Origin of the sequence: Thermococcus sp. P6 (assembly GCF_002214525.1) — an archaeon.
Lineage (GTDB): Archaea > Methanobacteriota_B > Thermococci > Thermococcales > Thermococcaceae > Thermococcus.
Genome location: NZ_CP015104.1, coordinates 338,788 through 360,220, shown reverse-complemented (window position 1 = coordinate 360,220; position 21,433 = coordinate 338,788). Strand labels below are relative to the sequence as shown.

The 21,433-nt window shown below is 53.4% G+C and carries 26 protein-coding genes; 14 read left to right on the top strand and 12 right to left on the bottom strand.

The window, feature by feature from the left end; genetic code table 11:
* Positions 1–7: 7 nt before the first annotated feature.
* Entirely contained in the window at positions 8–1,060 is a 1,053-nt protein-coding gene (locus A3L12_RS01945) for a hypothetical protein (protein ID WP_157726687.1), read from the bottom strand.
* 254 nt (positions 1,061–1,314) lie between these two features.
* On the opposite strand from A3L12_RS01945, the gene A3L12_RS08410 reads away from it, so the two are divergent.
* The 5 genes from A3L12_RS08410 to A3L12_RS01925 all read left to right on the top strand — a co-directional run bounded on the left by A3L12_RS08410 (position 1,315) and on the right by A3L12_RS01925 (position 4,819).
* The gene (locus A3L12_RS08410) at positions 1,315–1,527 is read left to right on the top strand and encodes a hypothetical protein (protein WP_157726686.1); all 213 of its coding nucleotides are present in this window, start codon (positions 1,315–1,317) and stop codon (positions 1,525–1,527) included.
* 31 nt (positions 1,528–1,558) lie between these two features.
* On the top strand, positions 1,559–2,626 hold the full coding sequence (locus A3L12_RS01940) for a DUF1464 family protein (RefSeq protein WP_088882042.1): 1,068 nt from the start codon (positions 1,559–1,561) through the stop codon (positions 2,624–2,626).
* 132 nt (positions 2,627–2,758) lie between these two features.
* Positions 2,759–3,163 carry a hypothetical protein gene (locus A3L12_RS01935; protein ID WP_157726685.1) on the top strand — a complete coding sequence of 135 codons (405 nt, stop codon included), beginning with the start codon at positions 2,759–2,761 and terminating at the stop codon, positions 3,161–3,163.
* Positions 3,164–3,348: 185 nt separating this feature from the next.
* Positions 3,349–3,546: a CopG family transcriptional regulator gene (locus A3L12_RS01930; protein ID WP_088882040.1), complete on the top strand. Its 198-nt coding sequence runs from the start codon at positions 3,349–3,351 to the stop codon at positions 3,544–3,546.
* Positions 3,539–4,819, top strand: coding sequence for a DNA methyltransferase (locus tag A3L12_RS01925; RefSeq protein ID WP_088882039.1), 1,281 nt, complete (start codon positions 3,539–3,541; stop codon positions 4,817–4,819). Before A3L12_RS01930 ends, A3L12_RS01925 begins: the two co-directional genes overlap by 8 nt.
* Positions 4,820–4,843: 24 nt before the next feature.
* Here A3L12_RS01925 and A3L12_RS01920 read toward each other — a convergent pair whose 3' ends face one another.
* Genes A3L12_RS01920 through A3L12_RS01915 form a run of 3 tightly spaced genes read right to left on the bottom strand, consistent with a single transcriptional unit; the run spans position 4,844 to position 6,446 of the window.
* Positions 4,844–5,614 (bottom strand): MvaI/BcnI family restriction endonuclease, encoded by a 771-nt coding sequence (locus tag A3L12_RS01920; RefSeq protein ID WP_088882038.1) that lies wholly within the window; start codon positions 5,612–5,614, stop codon positions 4,844–4,846.
* Positions 5,615–5,638: 24 nt separating this feature from the next.
* Positions 5,639–5,809, bottom strand: coding sequence for a hypothetical protein (locus A3L12_RS08255; RefSeq protein ID WP_157726684.1), 171 nt, complete (start codon positions 5,807–5,809; stop codon positions 5,639–5,641).
* A 34-nt stretch (positions 5,810–5,843) separates the two neighbouring features.
* On the bottom strand, positions 5,844–6,446 hold the full coding sequence (locus A3L12_RS01915; protein WP_088882037.1) for a BsaWI family type II restriction enzyme: 603 nt from the start codon (positions 6,444–6,446) through the stop codon (positions 5,844–5,846).
* Positions 6,447–6,591: 145 nt separating this feature from the next.
* On the opposite strand from A3L12_RS01915, the gene cdr reads away from it, so the two are divergent.
* From cdr to A3L12_RS01900, 3 genes are all read left to right on the top strand, one after another.
* On the top strand, positions 6,592–7,920 hold the full coding sequence (gene cdr, locus A3L12_RS01910; RefSeq protein WP_088882036.1) for a CoA-disulfide reductase: 1,329 nt from the start codon (positions 6,592–6,594) through the stop codon (positions 7,918–7,920).
* Between the two features lie 162 nt (positions 7,921–8,082).
* Complete coding sequence (locus tag A3L12_RS01905) at positions 8,083–9,219, top strand: ATP-NAD kinase family protein (protein WP_088882035.1); 1,137 nt, start codon at positions 8,083–8,085, stop codon at positions 9,217–9,219.
* A 53-nt stretch (positions 9,220–9,272) separates the two neighbouring features.
* Positions 9,273–10,172, top strand: coding sequence for a hypothetical protein (locus A3L12_RS01900; RefSeq protein WP_088882034.1), 900 nt, complete (start codon positions 9,273–9,275; stop codon positions 10,170–10,172).
* 54 nt (positions 10,173–10,226) lie between these two features.
* On the opposite strand, the gene hypE is transcribed toward A3L12_RS01900, so the two are convergent.
* From hypE to A3L12_RS01860, 8 genes are all read right to left on the bottom strand, one after another.
* Positions 10,227–11,237, bottom strand: coding sequence for a hydrogenase expression/formation protein HypE (hypE, locus tag A3L12_RS01895; protein ID WP_088882033.1), 1,011 nt, complete (start codon positions 11,235–11,237; stop codon positions 10,227–10,229).
* A gap of 36 nt (positions 11,238–11,273) precedes the next feature.
* Positions 11,274–13,592: a carbamoyltransferase HypF gene (gene hypF, locus A3L12_RS01890; protein WP_088882032.1), complete on the bottom strand. Its 2,319-nt coding sequence runs from the start codon at positions 13,590–13,592 to the stop codon at positions 11,274–11,276.
* 91 nt (positions 13,593–13,683) lie between these two features.
* A complete protein-coding gene (gene hypD, locus A3L12_RS01885; RefSeq protein ID WP_088882031.1) occupies positions 13,684–14,787 on the bottom strand; it encodes a hydrogenase formation protein HypD in 1,104 nt (367 codons plus the stop codon).
* Positions 14,788–15,036, bottom strand: coding sequence for a HypC/HybG/HupF family hydrogenase formation chaperone (locus A3L12_RS01880; RefSeq protein ID WP_088882030.1), 249 nt, complete (start codon positions 15,034–15,036; stop codon positions 14,788–14,790). It lies immediately after the preceding gene.
* 119 nt (positions 15,037–15,155) lie between these two features.
* Positions 15,156–15,632 carry a hydrogenase 3 maturation endopeptidase HyCI gene (locus tag A3L12_RS01875; RefSeq protein ID WP_088882029.1) on the bottom strand — a complete coding sequence of 159 codons (477 nt, stop codon included), beginning with the start codon at positions 15,630–15,632 and terminating at the stop codon, positions 15,156–15,158.
* A 27-nt stretch (positions 15,633–15,659) separates the two neighbouring features.
* On the bottom strand, positions 15,660–16,385 hold the full coding sequence (locus tag A3L12_RS01870) for an Mrp/NBP35 family ATP-binding protein (RefSeq protein ID WP_088882028.1): 726 nt from the start codon (positions 16,383–16,385) through the stop codon (positions 15,660–15,662).
* Between the two features lie 3 nt (positions 16,386–16,388).
* On the bottom strand, positions 16,389–16,802 hold the full coding sequence (gene hypA, locus A3L12_RS01865; RefSeq protein WP_088882027.1) for a hydrogenase nickel incorporation protein HypA: 414 nt from the start codon (positions 16,800–16,802) through the stop codon (positions 16,389–16,391).
* 234 nt (positions 16,803–17,036) lie between these two features.
* Positions 17,037–17,996: a lipopolysaccharide assembly protein LapB gene (locus A3L12_RS01860; RefSeq protein ID WP_088882026.1), complete on the bottom strand. Its 960-nt coding sequence runs from the start codon at positions 17,994–17,996 to the stop codon at positions 17,037–17,039.
* A 113-nt stretch (positions 17,997–18,109) separates the two neighbouring features.
* Here A3L12_RS01860 and A3L12_RS01855 point away from each other — a divergent pair, with 113 nt between their 5' ends.
* The 6 genes from A3L12_RS01855 (at position 18,110) to A3L12_RS01830 (ending at position 21,407) form a co-directional block, all read left to right on the top strand.
* The gene (locus A3L12_RS01855) at positions 18,110–19,048 is read left to right on the top strand and encodes a ribonuclease Z (RefSeq protein ID WP_088882025.1); all 939 of its coding nucleotides are present in this window, start codon (positions 18,110–18,112) and stop codon (positions 19,046–19,048) included.
* The gene (locus tag A3L12_RS01850; RefSeq protein ID WP_088882024.1) at positions 19,045–19,710 is read left to right on the top strand and encodes a TraB domain-containing protein; all 666 of its coding nucleotides are present in this window, start codon (positions 19,045–19,047) and stop codon (positions 19,708–19,710) included. Before A3L12_RS01855 ends, A3L12_RS01850 begins: the two co-directional genes overlap by 4 nt.
* A gap of 64 nt (positions 19,711–19,774) precedes the next feature.
* Positions 19,775–19,954 carry a hypothetical protein gene (locus A3L12_RS01845; protein ID WP_088882023.1) on the top strand — a complete coding sequence of 60 codons (180 nt, stop codon included), beginning with the start codon at positions 19,775–19,777 and terminating at the stop codon, positions 19,952–19,954.
* Positions 19,955–20,007: 53 nt separating this feature from the next.
* A complete protein-coding gene (locus A3L12_RS01840) occupies positions 20,008–20,187 on the top strand; it encodes a transcription elongation factor NusA (protein WP_088882022.1) in 180 nt (59 codons plus the stop codon).
* A 9-nt stretch (positions 20,188–20,196) separates the two neighbouring features.
* Positions 20,197–20,772: a metalloprotease gene (locus A3L12_RS01835; RefSeq protein WP_088882021.1), complete on the top strand. Its 576-nt coding sequence runs from the start codon at positions 20,197–20,199 to the stop codon at positions 20,770–20,772.
* 65 nt (positions 20,773–20,837) lie between these two features.
* Positions 20,838–21,407: a glucose-6-phosphate isomerase gene (locus tag A3L12_RS01830; RefSeq protein ID WP_088882020.1), complete on the top strand. Its 570-nt coding sequence runs from the start codon at positions 20,838–20,840 to the stop codon at positions 21,405–21,407.
* The last annotated feature ends 26 nt before the right edge of the window (positions 21,408–21,433 follow it).

The window sequence follows — 21,433 nt, the reverse complement described above, 5'->3', positions numbered from 1 at the left end:
CCCGTGCTCAGTAGACGTCCTTTTCTATGACCAGAAACGCCTCTTCAACCCTGAAGGCAACTCCCCTGACTCGCCCGTCCTTCTCGGCCATTTTTATGGCCTCCCCGACCAGTCTGGAAAGCTCGGTGTCGCTCGTTGACCTCGACGTTCTTGAAGCTCCAACGGCCACCTGAAACCCGTCATCTCCAAGCGGGGAGACCCTCACCCAGTTGACCTTCATGCCCCTTACTCCCGAGAGTCTCTCCAGAAGGAGTCTCTCGATTTCCCGGATGGAAACCCTTCCCTTCTTTCCCCCACCGAGTTTCTCCGAAAGCTCCTCCACGCCAGCCTCCCTGAGGAGCCTTTCGACCTCAGCCTCCACCCTTTTCCTGTCTATGCCGGGGGACTTCCCCCTTCCAAGGGGCACCTCGATTATCCTTCCGCCGCGGAAGTTGATCTGACGGCTCGGGAGCTTTAGAAGGGGCTTTCTGGGGACCTTCTCGAGCTCGAGTTCCTCTACGATTGCCCTCGTGTAGAAGCCAGTTTCCCTCGATATTTCCTCCGACAGGACCCTTTCCAGTTCCCTTTTTCCCACCTCTCCCGCGGAGAACGCCTTCAGGCGGGCGCGGATAAACAGGATGTCCCTTCCCGTTGCCCCGTAGATCACCGAGGCCTTTATCCGGGCATCCCCGATGGCCACGTCAAGGTCCCTGTAGGCCTTTGAGACGCCCTTCAAAAGCCCCGCTTCGATGCTGAGGTAGAGCCCCTTTGGGGCTTCGAGCGAGTAGGAGAAGGTTACCGGCCCGGTTTTTGTATCTTCTGAAGGTTCCTCAGCCTTTTCCTCTTCCCCTTCCGTCAGTAGGTCGAGGAACTCGAACTTCTCCAGCTCGACTATCTCGACATCCCTGAGCTCGCCCTCGGGTTCCCGATACTTCCTCACCACCCTGCCGCTTCCGTAAAGGAGGACCTTTTTGCCGGATGCCTTTACGAGTACGAGTCTGTTGCCCATGCCTTCAAGGAGCCTAACGAGGCCGTCAAAATCCGTGGAGTCGATTGATTGAAGCACCCTCACGGGTATCACCGCGGGTGTTATAGCGTTGGAGTATAAAAAATTACCCATGATCAAAAACGTACCTTATAGTTCGGCATGTATGACGGTTCAGAACCCCGTATCCGGTCGTGTGGACGTGCGTTAAAGCCTCCGGGAGAATGGCCTGCTGGAGGGGATGCCGGCCCACTTCCCCCTTAAAGTCCTCCCCTTCTCCTGGAGTCTTATTGGAAGATTCCCGATTAAGTTTTTGGATTTCTTTTCCCTTTACCGTTGAGGCGGCTTAAATGAAAATTTACGTTAGGGTTTATCAAGCTCGGGGAGAGGTTCTTTTGGCTGTATGCGACGAGGAGCTCCTCGGGAAAGTCCAGTTCATGGACATGGAAACCTACGAGACCTTTGAGATCGAGAGGCCGGAAATGGAACTGGAGGAAGGAGTAATCTACCGCCTGATAAAGGTCGGGAAAAGGTACTACCCGGGGAAGAGGAGAGATTTATAAGCCCCTCATTCCTTCTCCATCCGGTGATGGGATGAGGGTCGTGGGCGTGGATCCCGGAACGAGGAGCTTCGATGTTATAGGGCTCGAAGACGGAAAGATAAAGCTTGATCTGAGCTTTTCAAGTGAGGTTGTGGCGGAGGAGCCGGAGAGAATCGTTAAGGCCATAGAGGAATTCAACGCGGATCTTATCATAGGCCCCTCGGGGTACGGCCTTCCGCTCAAACACATAACCGAACTTACGGACAGGGATCGCTTTGAGATGACGCTGGTAAGGGAAGATGAGATGAGGGAGATTCCCGTCCTCATCGGCCTCCAGAGGATGGTAAGCGAAATGGCCGAGAAGGGGATGAACGTCTGGTTCATTCCCGGCGTGATACACCTCCCGACGGTTCCTGAATTCAGGAAGTACAACAAAGTTGACATGGGGACCGCCGACAAGATGGCCATAACCGTTCTGGCGATTTACGATCAGGCAAAAAGGCTCGGGATGGAGTACGGTGACGTGTCCTTCGCGCTCCTCGAGGTGGGCTTCGGCTACAACTACGCCGGAGCCGTAAGCGAGGGAAAGATAGTCGACGGCATAGGGGGGACGATCTTCCCCGGGCCGGCCTACGTGAACAGCGGGGCCCTCGACGGGGAGCTCGCCTACCTCCTCGGGGAGATTAAAAAATGGCACCTCTTCTGGGGCGGAGCAACCGTAATAGCGGCCGGCGAGATACTCCCTCCCGAGGAGTTTGCGAAAAGGCTCGACGAGGAGCCGTTTAGGAAAGCCTGGGAGGCCATGAAGGACGGTTTCCTGAAGGCGATGGCGGGTGAACTTGCCGTGATCGAGAAACCGAAGGAGATAATCCTTTCCGGCAGGCTGATGCGCATCGATGAGCTTAGAAAGGACGTTAAAGACCTTTTCGAGGAACACTTCGACCTTCCGGTCGTCAGACAGAGGGGCCTTGGAGGGAAGGCGAAGGAAGCAGCTCAGGGGAGCGCCATAATAGCCGACGGCCTCGCCGGCGGAGAATTTAAGGAACTCATGGAGCACGTCGAGATAAGGAAGAGCCGTGGAAGCGTTCTCGAGTACGTCAGGTTTCCCCTGAGCCTTTGAATCTTCCTTGAGCTTTCCCCGGGTCTTTTTTACCCCTAAGGGTTGTCTTTACCTCAGGAGATCATGACCTCCAGCCATAAGCCCGGACGCAAAAACTATTTAATATCCGAAAACGAATAGAAGAGAAACCCCATGGAGGTGGTGGAGATGGATGAAGACAAAAACTCAGCTGGGGATGAGAATACGGGTATTCTGCTTCAGGAGTATGCGGTTGATGGGGCGTTGGACTGGTTGAGGACGGCAAGGAGAATTAGATGGTCAGATAATGGCAAGGACGTTCCGGAGGAGGAAAGGCTGTATGTAAGGTCGCAAAGTCTTGTATCAGTGATGCCGGTGGATATGCCGTTGTATCACGATGAAGAGGGCAGGATATTTGTAAGGGAGGATGATATCAAGCGGTGGGAAAGGTTTGAACGTTTTAGGGGCATGCTTACGAAACGTAAGAAATGGGCGATTAATTATCCAGAGAGAGTATTTATCAAGGATCAGAAAAGGATGAAGGAGAAGCTTAAGAAGATTAAAGAGACGTCAGATTGAGGAGTGGCTTTAGAATTCGATATGCAGGTAAAAGAAGATGGTCCCAGCTTTTCGCTTCAGTAATCAAACTAGGAATATAACACCCTTTTAAAAATTCAGAAAACTTTTAAGTTTCCAGAATGCTGAACCAAAACATTTATTAATACATCTATTTAACTATTGTATGTGTATTGGGGGTGTGCTAAATGAGTACCAAGAAAGAGACAAAGAGAATTCAGGTTATATTTACCCAAGAACAGTATGAGCTACTCCAAGCACTAAAAGGAGAAATGGGTCTAAGTGATTCGGAGGTTATCCGGAATATAGTACTGAGCTGGTTGATGGAGAAATCGTTCATTTCAACTAGGGTGAAAAGCAAAATTGAGGGGAAGAAAAATGAGTGAGTTGCAACAAAACAAGAGAGTTAGAGACCCAAAGTGGGATTTTTCTGGGGAGGATACTAAAATTTTAGTCCACGGCATTCACACTTATCCAGCAATGATGATACCACAAATTGCAAAAAGATTGATAGAAAAATTCGGAAAAGAGTCAAAAACCAATTTAGATCCATTTTGCGGCTCTGGAACAGTACTTGTTGAGTCTATGCTCCACAATATTAATTCATATGGTATTGACATAAACCCACTTGCTATACTATTGAGCAAGGTAAAAACAACTCCAATTGACCCCAATATATTAAAAAAGGAATTTATAAGAATAGACAACAAAATACGTGAGGCTAGATGGAAGCCTGAGATAATAACAAACATAGAAACTTCTAAGTTCTTTAACATAGACTATTGGTTTAAACCAAAGGTCATACAAGAACTCTCCTTTATAAAACAGGTGATAGATGATATTAAAGAAGAGGATGTTAGGAATTTCTTTTATGTTGCATTCTCAGAAACTGTTAGGAAAGTTAGCAACACTAGGAATGGTGAGTATAAGCTATTTAGAATCCCAGAGGACAAGTTGAAAAAATGGAATCCTGATGCTTTAGCCACCTTTTTAGAGATCTCTAAAAGAAATATAAAAAAGATGCATGAGTTTTATTATTCAGTAAACATACAAAAAATCAAAAGCGGGGAATTGTGGTCTAAAGTATTAATGGAAGATATAAGAGAAAAAACACCTATTCCCGAAAACTCAATAGATTTTGTTGCAACTTCTCCACCATATGGTGATTCACGGACTACAGTTGCATATGGGCAGTTTTCGAGACTTGCTCTACAATGGCTAGGTTACGACTACGATATAATTAAAAGAATAGATAAAATATCTTTGGGTGGTATTAGACAGAAGAAAATAAAGAATGATATTCCTTCTGACACCCTCTATGATATACTTGAAAGAATATCCAAAAAAGATGTTAAAAGAGCTTTAGACGTTTACTCATTTTTCTCAGATTTTAATAAGGCAGTGGACGAAATTGATAGAGTTACCAAAGAGAACGCGGTTGTGTGTATGGTAGTAGGCAATAGGACTGTGAAAAAGGTAAATATTCCTACAGATATCATAATCTCTGAGCTTTTTGAGTATAGGGGATACAAACACCTTAAAACAATAGTTAGGCAAATCCCCTCTAAAAGATTGCCCAAAAAGAGTAGTCCATCCAACATAAAGGGAGATGCAGTTAGTACGATGAATTTTGAGTATATTGTTGTTTTAAAGAAATAGTCAGTCAGGCAAAATTAGTTTCATTTAAAAATCAGTTAATCTTTTTTGTCTTATCTTCGCTCTATTGTTACTTTCTACAGTCTTTTCGGTTTTTTCAAGATTAGATTCCAAAAGATTAATCCTCGAAGAGAATAGTTCATGTAAGTACTTTTCTTCAATTCTAAAGGCAGTACCATGATTCCTAACGGTGTTATTTTCCCTAAGATGCATTCTCAGGTCTACCGTTATCACACCGCTCTGGAGAAATTCAATGAATTTATCTCTGTCAACACCTTCCAGATAGTAGGCTTCGTTATACCAAAATTCTTCCCTTCCATTAGAATCTAGCTTGCGATCCGCAACGACTAAAATTAGATTAGGCATCTTTTTGCTAAAGGCATTTATCAAATCTTCAACTCTCCATTCCGCTATTAACTCTCCATCAGTGTGGAATAAACAAAATTTATCCGCTATACAAACAGTGTAAAAGCCTTGCGGGTTGGGTTTATTAGAGACCGTACAATAAAGACTTCTCCTGCCCTTGCTATCAATAGATCCATATTTTAAAATCAAATTTCTTTGATTTATCTTCCATGCATTCCTATCGAGTGTAAATAACGTTATTCTGCTCGATGAATTTCTTCTATGAGCTTTTAGCTCAATATCTCCCAGATCTGGTTTAGATACATTATTTTCAGTGAGGCCTATTTCCTGCTCTAAAGTATAACCTATCCCTGTGTCTCCTCTCCTTCTGGCTTTGATATATCCTCGCGCCTTTAACTCCCTTATCTTTCTTACAAACTCTGCTAAATCCATTCAATCACCACACTTCATATTTACCTACCTAAAAATTTTGTTTAGATCTTCAATTATGTTACTTAGGTTCTTAACCTTTTCAAGTTCAATATTTGGTTTAGAAACATAACTGAAATCAAAGAATGAAAGCATACCCTGGATTTGGGGAGAATAAATTTCATCATAGAAATCAGCAGTAATAAACCCCATCAACACTTCTCTTTCACCACTGAAATGTATCTTATACTTTTTAATAGGACAACTTGTCACTATACTCAATATACTTACACTTCGAGGTCGCCATCTCATAAAGAAGTTTCCACTTATAAGTCTGACCTGCCCTTTCTCGAAGGGAGGTCTTACAAGAGTATATAACGAAAGGAGTACTCTCACTGTTGGGATCAAACACCAGTATATCTACATCCGGTTTTTGAATCTCATTGCCTACAGTTATTTTCATGTATTTTTCTACAATTTTCTTGTACTTGGACTGCTTCGGTCTAAGTGCAACTATAACTTTAGGAAGATTGCCCACCAAGACATTTTGGATTAGTGCGTAAGTAATTATACGTTGAAAATTAAGCCCCGCAACCGCAACACGAGTCTGGGAAGCGCTACTGATTTTCCCTTCTCGTATTTTTCTTTGAATTATTTTTTCAACATTTTCTTGAGACTCTTTCATTATTTCCGTTAAATAATCCAGAACCATAATGTACGCCTCTGATCTTGAAAGGCCTTCAGAAATAAGTTCATCTAATTTTTCATTAAATTTGGCAATTGTAGGTTTTAAGTACTCAGTCCTTTCTAAGTCATTCAGAGTAGTTGTTAATTCTTTTAAAATGTGGTCTACCATTATCCATCACTTCCTTGCCTGAGTGTTGATTAGGCATTTTATTAAACTATAAGTTACTCAGGTCTTATAAGTCATGCTCTTTACTCGCACCTTTCCAGATCCCTCACTAACTTTTTAACCTCAGGTTTGCAACCTTCCTCCGGTGATGAAAATGAAGCGCGTGGTTATCATAGGCGGCGGTGCGGCGGGAATGAGTGCCGCTTCAAGGGTGAAGCGATTGAGGCCGGACTGGGACGTAAAGGTCTTTGAAAGGACCGAATGGGTCAGCCACGCTCCCTGTGGCATTCCCTACGTTGTTGAAGGCATTTCACCGAAGGAAAAGCTCATGCACTATCCACCCGAGGTCTTCATCAAAAAGAGGGGAATAGACCTCCACCTAAATGCCGAGGTTCTGGAGGTCGATCAGGGGAGCGTACGCGTCAGGGAAGGGGATAGGGAGAAGGGCTACGAGTGGGATTATCTGGTCTTTGCAAACGGCGCCTCTCCAAAGCTCCCGCCCATCGAGGGAGTCGATCTTGAAGGAGTTTTCACGGCCGACCTTCCACCGGACGCGGTTGCAATAACGGAGTACATGGAAAAGCACGATGTTAAGAATGTCGTCGTCATTGGAACGGGTTACATAGCGCTTGAGATGGCGGAGGCCTTCGTGACGAGGGGCAAAAACGTCACGCTTATAGGAAGAAGCGAACGGATTTTAAGGAAGACCTTCGACAGGGAGATAACGGAGGTAGTGGAAGAGAAATTGAGAGAGCACCTTAATCTGAGACTGGAGGAGCTCACGCTGCGCCTCGAGGGCAACGGACGGGTTGAGAAGGTGATCACCGACGCCGGTGAGTACGAGGCGGACCTCGTCGTACTGGCAACCGGGATAAGGCCGAACGTGGAGCTCGCAAGGGAACTCGGCGTTAGGATAGGCGAAACCGGAGCGATATGGACGGACGGGAGGATGCAGACGAGTGTAGAAAACGTTTACGCGGCCGGAGACGTTGCCGAGACGAGGCACGTGATAACTCGGAAGAGGGTGTGGATACCCCTTGCCCCGGCGGGAAATAAAATGGGCTACGTGGCGGGAAGCAACATAGCCGGCAAAGAAATCCACTTCCCGGGGGTTCTTGGAACGAGCGTGACGAAGTTCCTCGATCTGGAGATCGGAAAGACGGGCCTCACCGAGTCCGAGGCCATCGAAGAGGGTTATGACGTCAGAACGGCATTCATAAAGGCCGGAACGAGGCCCCACTACTACCCCGGAGGAAAGGAGATCCGGCTTAAGGGCGTCGTCGACAACGAGACCGGCAGGCTCCTTGGAGTGCAGGCGGTCGGGGGGGAAGTTCTCCCGAGGATAGACACCGCCGCCGCCATGCTGACCGCAGGGTTCACGACGAAAGACGTCTTCTTCACGGATCTGGCGTACGCTCCACCCTTTGCCCCCGTCTGGGATCCTCTGGTGGTCCTCGCGAGGGTCCTCAAATTCTGATTTTTTACCCTTTCAAAACGATTCTTCATCACGATGGCCATTCTGACCCGTTTCTCACCGAAGCATAGGGAACGGGGATCCCTTTAAAAAGGCGTTAAGCCTTTACCCCCCCGGCAAAAACCCTTAATTACCCGGGCGGTTAGCCTCTCAGGAGGTGATTACATGCGCGCCGGGCTCATAATCAACCCCATAGCCGGGATGGGTGGCAGGGTGGCCCTCAAGGGTACGGACGGTGTGGTTGAGGAAGCCGTCAGGAGGGGTGCCCGTCCCGTTGCCCCGGATCTCGTGAGGCTTTTTCTCTCGGAGCTCTCGCACTATCCGGAAGCGGAGAAGATAACCTTCCTGACCGGCCCCGGTCCGATGGGCGAGGCAATCCTGAGGGAGTTCGACTTCCCCTTTGAGGTAATACGCCACAGAACCATATCATACAGAGAAATAGAGGGCGTAAAGATCCCGGATACGACTCCGGATGACACCAAAAAGCTCGCCCGGGAAATGGCGGGAAAGGTGGAGCTCCTCATATTTGCAGGTGGCGACGGTACGTCGAGGGACGTTATAGAGAGCGTTGACATGAAGCTTCCCGTACTCGGGATTCCGACGGGGGTAAAGATGTACTCCGGGGTTTTTGCATACTCACCGGAGGACGCCGCGAGGGTTCTAATCGAGTTTTTGAGGGGAAAGGCGAGGATAGAGGAGAGGGAAGTGAGGGACATAGATGAAGAAGCGTACAGGCGCGACGAGGTGAGGGCAAGGACCTACGGAAAGGCCCTCGTTCCGGTCGTTGAATCCCTCGTTCAGGGGAGTAAAGAGAGGGTTCCCCTAAGCGAGGAGGAGGAAGTCGATGCCATTGCGGAGGCCCTGACGGAGGAGATCCTCGAGAGGAATGGAATCTACTTCCTCGGCTCCGGCTCCACGATAAAGAGGATAAAGGACAGGCTCGGCATAGACGGGACCCTCCTCGGGGTCGACGTCGTCAGAGTGAGAAACAGAAAAGCCAACCTTCTCGTTAAAGACGCCACGGAAGGAGACCTGCTCCGCTTCCTCGATGAAAACCCCCGGATAATCGTGACCGTCATAGGGGGTCTCGGGTTCCTCTTCGGGCGGGGCAACCAGCAGTTTTCGGCGAGGGTCCTGAGGAGGATCCCGAAGGAGGACATAATCGTGGTCGCAACACGCTCCAAGCTTGAAAAGGGCCCCCTCAGGGTTTACACTGGGGATAGGGAGGTGGACGAGAAGCTCAGGGGTTACGTCCGCGTTCGCGTCGGTCCGTGGATGGAGCGGCTCGTCAGGGTCGTCTGAGCACCACCGGAAGGCGTTTATACAACCATCTCCTATCCTCACCGGTGGATCCCATGAAGTACAGTCGCATAGCCGTCAGGCTCTTTGAGAGGGAGGGGGAGGACGTTTTTTACGACCCTGTTTACCACGGAAGGACCCTCAAGGTGTTCGGCATGGATCAGTGGCCGGGCAGGGCCCTAAGCTATTTCTCCGAGAGGTACCGGGAGATCGACTACGGGAGGGTTATATTCGACACCACCGGGGACTTCCCGGAGAAGGGCTTTGACACGGTTATCCGGGTGAAGGACTCCAGAGAAGCGGGCCTCGATCCGCTGGTCCTCGCCGGAAAGGGTCTCATCGATGGTTACACGGCATCCACGATAATCCAGACGGTTTACGGACTCGACAGAACTTTAACCGAGAGGCTCTACGCCGATTTCCTCGCCGGAAAGGTGAGAAGCGTCTCCGGGGCGCTGAAGTCGGATCAAAAATACGCCGAGGTTATAGAGGAGAGTTACACCCCCCTCGATGAGGCCTTCTATTCAGGTAATCCCCCGGAGTTCGGAAGGAACATCCTGGTGGACCTCGGTGAGACCCACAGCGTAAACCTCGCGGGCATCGCCTTCCTGATCGTGAGCGCCGTGATCAGGCACAGGAGGAACACCATGATCGGGGTCAACGATGCCGCGGTTCTGGCCTACACAACGGCGGGAGGTGCGGCGATCCCCCTCGTAACGAAGCCCCTCCGGGCGAGGGTAACCGTCCTGGCAACGGAATACGCGGTGGACTCGATAATGAACCTGCCGGGACCGGCCCTCCTCCTTTACCACGACCCCGACACGCAGAGCGCAATCTACGAGGCAAACGGCGTTCCCTCAGGGCCGATGAGGAAGCACGTCCACAAAGGGGAAGGGGCGTTCGTTTACCGCACCCCCGAAACCATAAACGTCGAGTGGGGCAAGCTGCCCTTCTGATTTATCCTTTTGAGAGTTTCCCGACGAGTTCTTCCATAACGCCGAGGAAGGTCATCAGCAGACCCTCGGGACGGGATCGCCCGTGGGGGGTTCAAGGAAGCGCCTCCCCCCTATTCCCGTCTCAACCAGAACCCTCCCCCTGTAGTCCCCTATGACCTCGCCTATTATCGCCGAATCCCTTCCCTTTTCGGTGCCCCTCATGGCCTTCAGAGCCGCCTCAGCTTGCTCCTTCGGAACGATCATGATAACCTTGCCCTCGTTGGCAACGTCGAAGGGGCTTATGCCCAGCATGTCGCTTGCCGCCCGGACCTCTGGCCTTACCGGAACGTCGGCTTCTCTTATCAGTATCCCAACGTTCGCCTTACGGGCCATCTCGTTGAGGGCGTTGCTCAGGCCCCCCCTCGTTGGATCCTTCATGGCGTGTACGTTCTCCCATCCTATGGCGTCCGCTACTCTCCTGACGAGCTCCCAGACGGGCCCCACATCGCTTTTCAGTTCGGTTTCAAAGGCAATCCCCTCACGGTGGCTCATCAATGCTATCCCATGGTCGCCGATCGTGCCGCTGACGATGACGGCATCGCCGATTCTTGCTCCGGCGTCGCTTACGGGCCTTTCGGCCATTCCCAGCCCGGCAGTGATTACGAAGATCCCTATATCCTCTTCCACCACCTTGGTGTCTCCAGTGACTATCGGAACCGGGACCTCTCTGGCGGTCTCGTCCATCGAGCGGAGTATCCTCTCCAGATCCTCGCCCTCGAACCCCTCTCCGATTATCATAGCGCTGGCCAGCGCGAGGGGTCTCGCCCCCATGACGGCCAGATCGTTTACGGTCCCGCTGACGGCCAGACGGCCGATGTCACCTCCCGGGAAGAAGAGGGGTTTGACCGTGTGCCCGTCTATTGTAAAAACGAGGTGTCCCTCGCCCAGCGGTATGGTCGCCCCGTCGTCTAGGGCGTCGAGCCCTATCCCACCGGCGGACCTCAGGCTCAGGTTCTTCAGTATCACATCCCTGAGGAGCTCTTCCATTATCTCCCCACCGGCACCGTGCTCCAGTTTTATCTTCATGTTTCTCCCTCCGGAAGTTCTTTCCATCACCTTAAATTACATCATCAGGTCCTCTTCGGCGAGGTGGCCCTCGAGGTAGAGCCCGCCGAGGAAGGCCTGCCCGACGTTTATCCCGTTGTCACCCCGGGGAACCTCCCGGGTTGTGTAGAACCTCAACCCGCTGGCCTCGACTATCTTCCTTACGGTTTTGACCAGAAGCTCGTTGAAGGCCACGCCACCGCTCATTCCAACGTTCTTCACCCCGAACTCCCGGGCTTTCTCCACAGCAACCCCCGCAAAGGCCCTTGCGAGTGCCAGATGTGCCGAGTAGGCGATGTCCGCAGGATTGGCCCCGTTGATGGCCTCCAGAGCCTCCCTAAAGAGCTCTTCTACCTTTATGCGTCCATCCTCAACAGGAACCTCGAACCTGAGGTCGTTCTTTCCGTGAACCGCAAGGGCCTCCAGTTTCATCGCCGGCTCACCCTCGTAGTGCCTCCTGTGGGCAACGTTGAGGAGAACGGAAAGGGCATCGAGAACCCTTCCGGTTGAGGAGGCGTGGGTGATGTTAACACCCCTCTCCAGCTGGGTCAGGATGACGTTGAACTCCACCTCTCCGTAGGGAAGGCTTTCCACGGCCCTCGGGCAGCACTCCCTGATTACGCTCCTCAGCTCATCAGGGCCGTAGAGCTTTCTGAGTATGCCCATAAGCGCCCGGAGGGGGTAGTAAGCGGCAAGATCGCCCCCCGGTAGGGGGTAGTAATCCACGTGGGCCACCCTCTCCACGTCCTCGTAACTCATGTAGATTACCTCGCCACCCCATATCCGCCCGTCCGTTCCGTAGCCCACGCCGTCGACAGCTATGCCTATTACCTCCTCGAGACCGTTCTCGGCCATAACGCTCGCCGTATGGGCGTAGTGGTGCTGAACCTGAAGGAGCCCGACACCGAGTTCGCTGGCCATCTCCATAGCCAGCTTCGTGGTGTTGTAGGCGGGATGCAGGTCCGCCACGATGAGATCGAGGTCCCCGACGCGGAGTATTCTCCTGAAGTGCTCTATCGCTTCCCTCATAAACTCGAGCACCTCCACCTTCGAGGTGTTGCCTATGTACTGGCTCGGGTAGACCTTCCCGTTCTTCGCCACTCCGAAGGCGTTCATTAGCTCGGCCCCAACGGCCAGACCCCGGTACTCGAAGGGTATCTCCACGGGTAGGGGCACGAACCCCCTGCTCCTCCTTATCACCGCCCGTCTTCCGTCCACGAAGCGCACGACGCTGTCGTCTGTCCTGTTGAGTATCCTCCTGTTGTGCAGCAGGAGGTAGTCGGCAACCTCCCTCAGTTCCCTGAAGGCCTCCTCGTTGTCCTTCACCATGGGCATTCCCGGGTAGTTGGCCGACGTCATAACGTAAACCCTGCTCCTGCTCCAGTGGAACAGGATGTAGTGCGTTCCGGCGTAGGGGAGCATCGTTCCGATGGTGTGCAGTCCCGGTGCGAGGTTATCCGGTAGGGGGAAGGGTTCCCTCTTTCGAAGGGCCACTATGGGCCGCCTGTAGGACGTAAGTTCCGCGAGTTCATCTTCACCGAGGAAGGCGAACTCCCTTACCGTTTCCACGTCCCTGGCCATTATCGCAAAGGGCTTCTGCGGTCTACGGGTCCGCCTCCTGAGCTCTTCAACGGCCTCCCGGTTTGTGGCATCGCAGGCGAGGTGTATCCCGCCGATTCCCTTTATGGCCACGATGTAGCCGCGATCTATGAGCTCTGCGGCTTTCTTCAACGGATCCCCTGTGAGCTCATCGCCATCGTTCGTGTAAAGCCTGTAGGAGGGTCCGCATACGGGACAGCAGACCGGTTCCGCATGGTAGCGCCTGTTGAGGGGGTCCTCGTATTCGCTCCGGCAGAAATCGCACATCGGAAAGTCCCTCATGGTGGTGTTGACCCTGTCGTAGGGCAGGTCCTCAATTATCGTAAACCTCGGGCCACAGTTGGTGCACACGATGAAGGGGTACATGTACCTCTTGTTCCCCGGATCGAAGAGCTCCCTGAGGCAGTCGTCGCATATCGCTATGTCCGGAGGTATTATCGAGTCCCCCCCTCTCCCGCCCTTTGAACTTTTCTCGATGTAGAAGCGGTCAAAACCCTGCGGGGGAACCTCCCTTTTATCTATCCTCTCTATCCTCGCCAGAGGGGGGAGCTTCTCCATCAGGTCTCGCAGGAAGGAATCTATGTTCTCCTCCCTCCCCTCAACGAGGATTTCGACCCCGGCGTCACCGAGGTTCTTAACGTAGCCACTGAGACCGTTCTCGTGGGCAATCCTGTAGACGAAGGGCCTGAAGCCGACGGCCTGAACGACCCCCTGAACGTGAAGCCGGTAAGCCTTCATTCATTCCACCACTTCTATCTGGTAATCCGGGCCCTTATACCTTTCTAAAACCAAAAGTTAAAAACATACGGGGAGTTTTGAACCTTTGGTGTCATATAAGGCCCCCGTATTTGTAGAAGATCGAGCACGTTCCCTCGTAGGATACCATGCACGGACCCACTGGGTGCCTTGGGGTACAGGTCTTCCCGAAGTGCGGGCAATCGGTGGGCAGAGCCAGACCGCGCAGTACAGCACCGCAGAGGCATCCCTTCTCAAGATCGGGCAGTTCTGGAACCTCCGGGTTGTAGTACGTCCGTATCTCCAGCTCCCTCCACTCCCTCCTGAGTTCAAGACCGCTCCGGGGTATGACGCCAAGCGCACGCCACCGGGCGTCTCTGACCTCGAAGAACTTATCGATGAGCCTCTGAGCGGTGACGTTACCCTCGTACCTGACGGCCCTCGTGTACTCGTTGATTATCTCCGGCTCATCGTTTTTTACCATCCTGATGAGCATGAGTATGGCGAGCAACACATCAACGGGCTCGAAGCCCGTTATAACCTGCGGCATGCCGTACTCGGTCGTTATGTACTCCCACCCCTTCACACCGATTATCGTGGAGACGTGACCGGGGGTTATCAACCCCTGGAACCTCTTCCTGCCCTTTATGAGAACCTCAACGGCCGGGGGGGTGAGGCGGTGGACGGAGTATATCCTGAAGTTATCGAGTCCCTCCTCCACAACCGCGTTCAGCATTCCGGCCGCTGGTGCCACCGTCGTCTCGAAACCCGGCGAGAAGTGAACGACCGTTCTATCGGGGTTGGCTTTGGCCATGTTGTAAGCATCAAAGATCGAGTAGACGATCCTGACGTCGTAGCCCTCGCTTTTCAGGTCCGCGAAGCTCCCCCTCGGGGTCGGGATCTTGTACATGTCCCCAAAGGTCGTGAGGATAATATTCTCTCCATCCGCGTAGGCTTCCCTTACTATCTCCTGCATCCTCACTATGTCCTCCACGGGCGTTATGCAGACCGGACACCCGGGGCCGCTCATTATACTGACGTTTTCGGGAAGGAGGGACCGTATGCCCGATCTCGTCACGGTGTCCTCGTGGGTTCCGCAGACGTGCATGAAGTGGAATTCATCGAATCCCTCCGCCTCCCTGCGTATCTCATCGAGGATTCTCCGGGCCAGCTCCCTGTCCCTGAACTCCTCAAGCATTCACTTCCCCCCGGAGGTATGAGTTCGGTCCTGGATCACTTGGAATACCTCTTCCCAGGCCTTTAGTGCCTCCAGCGCCCTCTCCCTTTCGAGCTTCTCTATCGCGAAGCCCGTGTGAACTATGACGTAATCACCCACCCTGACGTCCGGAAGAAGATCCAAACGGGCCTCCCTCTTCACACCGCCAAAGTCCACAACGGCAACCTTTCCGTTTATTTCAACCACCTTCGCCGGAACGGCCAGACACATTTTGTTTCACCTGTGGATAATTCGAGGGGTGCTTTTTAGGGATTTCCGGAACCATAGGTTTTAAACCCACAAAGCGGGGGTGAGACTAAAGCCCGGAGAAACGTCAGAGAAAAAAAGGCTCAGGGCCCCTCGTTGAGGAGCCGAGCGAGGGTTCGCGCGAGGTTTTTGGCCCTCTCGAGCACCAGATCCGTCGGCTCCTGAAAGAGACCCGTAACCTTCGGCTGGCATCCGATGAGAACAAAGGTGGCGCTGGTCTTCAGCCTGAGGTAGTCAACGAGAACCCTCAACGGCAGGCTGTGGGTCGAGACGGCATCCCCAACCGTTCCTCCGGGATCGGCCACGACGATCTCGCCCGGCTCCCCGGAGAAATCAACCGCATCGATGAAAAGGACGAGGTCCGGTTCGAAGGCGGTTATCTTCCCGGTGTAGCTCTCGGGAACCTCGCCGCAGTTCAACACGAGAACGTCCGGATTTTTTACGAGTTTTCCGAGTTCCTCCGCAACCAGAACGCCGAAGGCGTCGTCCCCCCTGATCCGATTCCCTATCCCGCAGACCACGATCCTTTTCGTCCCACCCAGCAACTCCCGAAGTTCCACGGCGCTCCCTCCCGAGGGAAAAGAAGGCTAAAGCCTTCCGGCAACCTCCCTTATCCTCTCTGCGAAGTCCGTCCCGAGCAACTCCTCCGGCTTCCCGATGACCCTCTCCAGATCCCTGTAGAGCGGGATCCCGGTGAGGTAGGGCACGTTGAACCTCTTTGCGAGCATTTCTATGTCCTTCTCATCGTCGAGCTTCATGTTCTCGACCACCCCGATTACCCTGTGGTTCCCCTCCTTAAGAAGGGTCAGGAGTTTCTCAACCACGTTCATCGAGAGCCTGGAGGGGGTTGCCACCACCAGAAACTCGCCCCCCTCGAGGAAGCGGATGACATCGAGGAACTGGTCACCGAGGCCGGGTGGCATGTCTATGATCAGGTAGTCCAGCTCGTCCCACCGGGTTATGGCAAGGAGCTCTATGAGGGCGTCGCTTATCTCCCTCCCTCTCATCGGCGTGGGCCTGTCCTCGGAGTAGTAAACTATGCTCATGAACTTTACCCCGTGGACCGTCGGGGGAACCACACCGTACTCCTCCTCGGGAAAGTCCTCCGGCTGGAAGCCGAGGATGACGTGATCGCTCGCCCCGTGAAAGTCGAGGTCGAGGAGTCCGGTTCTGTGGCCCTTCTCAGCCAGAACGAGGGCCAGTGTTGTGGACACGAGGGACTTTCCGACGCCACCCTTTCCGCTGACGACGGGGATTACGCGCTTCACCCCCTCGAGCCTTCCCTCTATTCCCTTAACGCGGGGATCGATCATTTTTCATCCCTCCCTTTCGATCTTTATCCCGCTTATGTAAACTCCCCTTCCGCTGACCACCTCGAAGTCCCTGCTGCCACACTTCGGACAGGTGAGAAAGGCGTGGACGACCTCGGGGATGAAGTGTATGTCCTCTTTTATGCTCTCGTCGAATCCGTCCCTCACGTCCTTTAGCTTCCACTCGTGGTTACAGTTCCTGCACCTGAAGACGGCCTCTTCCTCCTCAAAGATAATCCCTGCACCTTCTCCGATGGTCCCCCTGAGGAGTTCCTTCATGGCGAACTCGACTATTTCGGCGTCCACATCCTGAAGCTCACCGAGAACGACCTTAATGGCGAGTATCCGCGATGCTCCCTCCCTTTTGGCGTAGTCAAGAGCTGTTCTAACTATTCCATCGGCAAGTGCCCATTCGTGCATGCATATCCCTCCGGGATAAGTTAGGGGTTCGCGTTTAAAAATAAAACGATGATCAAGCTACTTCCCGTGGTTTTTCGTTACTCGTTGTGGGGGACTTTCATTGGGTCTGGGGTTTTGAAGGGCTCAGGGGTTCCGAAAAATTACAGGACGGCCCGAATCGGGGGGGCTTTTCGAGGGTTTACAGGACAAAATCCCCCCCAAGGAGACCCCGGGAGAATTAAAAGTGGAAAACCCTCAGAGCTCCGCCTCGCCGAGGATCTCGAGGAGGTCCAGCAGGCGCTTTTCTTTGACCTTCTCAACCAGCTTCTCCATCTCTTCAGCCTCGATCTTCCCGTCCTTGTAGAGGGCGAGTCCCTTCACGGCCTCGAAGAAATCCGCCATTTCGGGCAGGGCTTCCGAGAACATGCCCATGTTGAGGTAAACGGTCTCGAAGTTGTCCTCGAGGAAAAGCTGCCAGAGAACGTCCATTAACGAACCGAAGGCAACGTCCTCGTAATCCGTGCCCTTGGCGTGGATGAGTGCATAGAGACACTCCTGAAGGGCCACATCGTAGTTCTCGTACTCCTCGAATATCTCCTCGAAGCTAAGGTGCACCTCCACGAGGAGATCCTTCCTATCGAGGACCTTTGGAAGGAGCCCGGCCAGCATGGCCTTTGCCCCGTAGGTTTCCCCGGATTCGAAGAGCACGTAGGCCCTGTGGACGGCCACCTTCAGTGCCTCCTCCTCGTTTCCAAGCTCGCGGTGTATCTTCTCGGCCTTCTCCATCAATTCGAGGGCCTTCTCGTACTCCTGCAGTTCCTCGTGCACGAGGGCCATGGCGTAGTAGACTTTCGCTATGTTCTCCTTCCTGCCCTTCTCGGTTTCCTCCTCGAGAAGCTCGCGGTAGATCTCAAGGCTCTTCTCCAGCTCTCCAGTGAGGTAGTAGAGGTCGGCCAGCTCGAACTTCACCTCGAAGGAGTCCCTTTCCCTGGCGATCTCCTCGAACTTTTCCAGCCTGTCGACACCGAGGAGCTCGCGGAAGTAGTAAACTACGAGCTTGTAGAGTTCGAAATCGTCACACTCAAGGGCGAGCTTTTCGGCCCTCTCGAGCACTTCCTTCAGCTCTTCGTCGCCCAGCTCGTCCACCTTATGGTAGAGCAGGGTCGCAACCTTTCTGCAGTCCCTCTCCTCAATGGCCTTCAGGATCTCCTCCATACCGCAGCACCATGCCTCCTTAGGCCTTCGAGGTATTTAACACTTTAGGAATCACCCCATCAGCACCGCTCCGGAACGGAAGAGCTTTTTAAGTCTCCCCCCTATGGTGTAACATGCTTGAGGTGATCTTCCTCGGGACGGGCGGCATAATGCCGACCCGCGAGAGAAACGTTCCGGCCATAGCCCTGCGCTATAATGGGGAGATCCTGCTCTTCGATGCCGGCGAGGGGACCGTAAGGCAGATGAACACGGCCGGCCTCAGTCCAATGAAGGTTGATAAGATATTCATCACCCACTTCCACGGCGACCACTACCTCGGTCTGGCGGCGCTAATACAGACGATGAACCTCTGGAACAGGGAAAGGCCCCTCCACATCTACGGTCCAAAGTACACCTTCGAGTTCGTCCAGAACTTTCTGAAAACCGGCTTCTTCAGGCCCGGTTTTGACATCCACATCCACGAGCTCGGCGAGAGCAGGTTGAAGTTCAACGGCTACGAAGTGTGGAGCTTCGGGGTGGAGCACGGGGTTCCCGCGCTGGGCTACGTTTTCAAGGAGAGGGACAAACGGGGGAAGTTCCTGCCGGAGAAACTCGCCCGGTACGGGCTCAGCGGGGGGCCTGTACTCGGAAAGCTCGAGAGAGAGGGCCGGATCGAGTGGAAAGGAAGGATAATCCACCTCGAGGACGTTACGGGGCCGAGGAGGAGGGGAGTTAAGGTGGCCTACACCGGCGACACGCGGCCCACCGAGAGGGTCAGGCTCTTCTCCGAGGGGGCGGACCTCCTTATACACGACGCCACCTACCTAAGTCCCGAGCACAGGGGGGACAGCTACCACTCCACGGTCGGGGAAGCCTGCGAGGTGGCCAGAAGGTGCAGTGCCAAACTTCTGGCGCTTTTCCACAGGGCCTTCCGCTACTCCTACGAAGAATACCTTGAGGGGGCCCGTTTCCACTGCGGGGATGTGAACTTCCTCGTTCCAAGGGACTTCGACGTTTTGACCCACAGGGCCGGTAAGTTCGACGTGAGAAACCTGCTGGAGGATGGAGGATGAGCTACCTCAGGTACGTCAGGATCGTAGGCACGATGCACGTCTCACCGAAGAGCCGGGAGGAGGTTGTAAAAACGATACTGACCGAGAGGCCCCATGCCGTTGCCGTGGAGCTCGACAGGGCCCGGTTTCTGGCGATGAGCGAGAGCCGGCGGTTGAGCCTTGAGGAATCCCTGCGCTTCGGCAGAAGAGGGCTGGTCAATTACGTTCTGGCGAAGCTGGAGGAAAGGCTCGGTGAGGAGTTCGGCATGAAACCCGGCGAGGAGATGAAGGCGGCAGTGCAGGCCGCTCAAACCCTCGGCGTTCCGCTCTACCTCATAGACGAGGACATAACCGTTGTCCTCTCGAAGATCCTCGCGGCGCCCGTGAGGGAAAAGCTCCTCATGGCCCTGGAAACGTTGAGCGTTTTCCTGCCTGTAAAATCGGGCCAGTTCTCCGATCCGATGGAGGAATACAGGGTTATGATGATGCAGTTCAGGAGGCGATACCCCTACCTCTACCACGTCCTCGTTGAGGAGCGCAACGAGATCATGGCGAGGAACCTGATGGCCATCGTCGAGAACCTGAAGGAAAGGGGAATCAGAAAGCCCAGAGTCGTGGCAGTGGTAGGCCTCGGCCACAAGCCCGGGATAGAGCACCTCCTCGATCATCAGACCGTCGAGTAGGCCATGAGAAGATGGGTCGTTAAGTTTATATTCCAAAGGGTAGGAGTAATAAATCGGTGATCATATGGAGGAAAAGAGGAGGCTCGTCTGCCCGCTCTGCGGCGGAACGGATTTTCGGGTTGAGGAGGGCAAGCTCGACAGCAAGTGGGGTTTCACCGCCCACAAGGTGAAGATAGTCATCTGCAAGAACTGCGGTTACGTGATGATGTTCTACAAGGGAAGAACGATCTGGGATTTTGACTGATCTTTTTTCGTTACTTTTATATTGGGATGGGGGAAGTATCCAAGGGGGTAACCATGAGGGAGAAACTCGAGAGGATGCTGAACGTCAGGATACTTAAAATCGAGGAGCTCGACGACAGGATAGTCGTTTACGTTCCAAAGGATCAGGTCCGGATAGCCGTTGGGAGCGGTGGTGCGGCCGTCAAAGCGGCGGAACTCGTGATCGGCAGGAAGATCGAAGTTAAGGGCGCCTGAGGGCTTCCCATGGCGGTCCGTAACGTCGGAAGGAAGGAGCTCGAGGACCTGCTGGTTTCATTTCTGGTCCTGGTTCTTCTGTTCTCCAATTTTGAACTTTCCATGCTACCCTACGCATCACTCGCGGTCCTTACGGCGTTCATCTTCCACGAGCTGGCTCACCGTCAGGTTGCCCGGCGGTACGGCTACAGGGCCTACTACGAACGCTGGGACACCGGCATATTTCTGGCCCTCCTCCTCGGGCTGGCCAGTCGCATCCTGACGGGCACGACGTGGGTATTCGCCGCCATCGGTGCCGTCCGGATCCACGCTCCCTACGCAATCGATCCGGGAGAAACCTTTGGAAGGATAGCCTTCGCCGGGCCTCTGGTCAATCTGATCATCGGGATCACGGCGTTTCTGGTATCCCTCTGGTCTCCATCCCTGAGCTTAGCGGCAAGGACCATCGCCGAAGTCAACGTCTGGCTGGCCCTCTTCAACCTGATACCCTTTCCACCCCTCGACGGCTTTAAGGTGTTCAGGTGGAACACAGGCCTATGGGCCGTTAGCTTCGGGCTCGCCTACCTCCTCTTGAGGGTTGTATAACACCCCCGGTGATACAAAGAGATAAGGTTAAATACTTAAAGAATTAAGGGATAACGGTGATCGTGATGACCTACAAGAACCCGATAGGCGTGGATATAGACCTCGAAACGGGAATCATTCCGGGGAGCAAGAAACTCGTCAGAAGGCTCAGCGATCTTAAGGGCTACTTTCAGGATGAGGAAGCCTACGAGAAGCTCCTCGAGGAGAATCCTATCGTCTACGAGGTTTACGCGATCGAGCAGGAGGAGAGAGAGGGGGACCTGAACTTCGCGACCACGGTCCTTTACTCGGGCAGGGTCGGAAGGGAGTTCTTCTTCACCAAGGGTCACTACCACTCTAAGGCCGACAGGGCCGAGATCTATTACGGCATCAGGGGCAGAGGAGGGATGCTCCTCCAGACCCCCGAGGGAAAGGCGGAATGGATCGAGATGAAACCGGGAACGGTGGTTTACGTCCCGCCCTACTGGGCCCACAGGACCGTGAACACGGGCGACGAGCCCTTCATATTCCTCGCGGTGTACCCTGCCGACGCGGGACACGACTACGGCAGCATAGCCGAGAAGGGCTTTTCAAAGCTCGTCATCGAGGAAGATGGCAGGGTAAAGCTCGTGGACAACCCGAAGTGGAAGGAATGACCTCACCCCTCTATTACCCCGGGAGT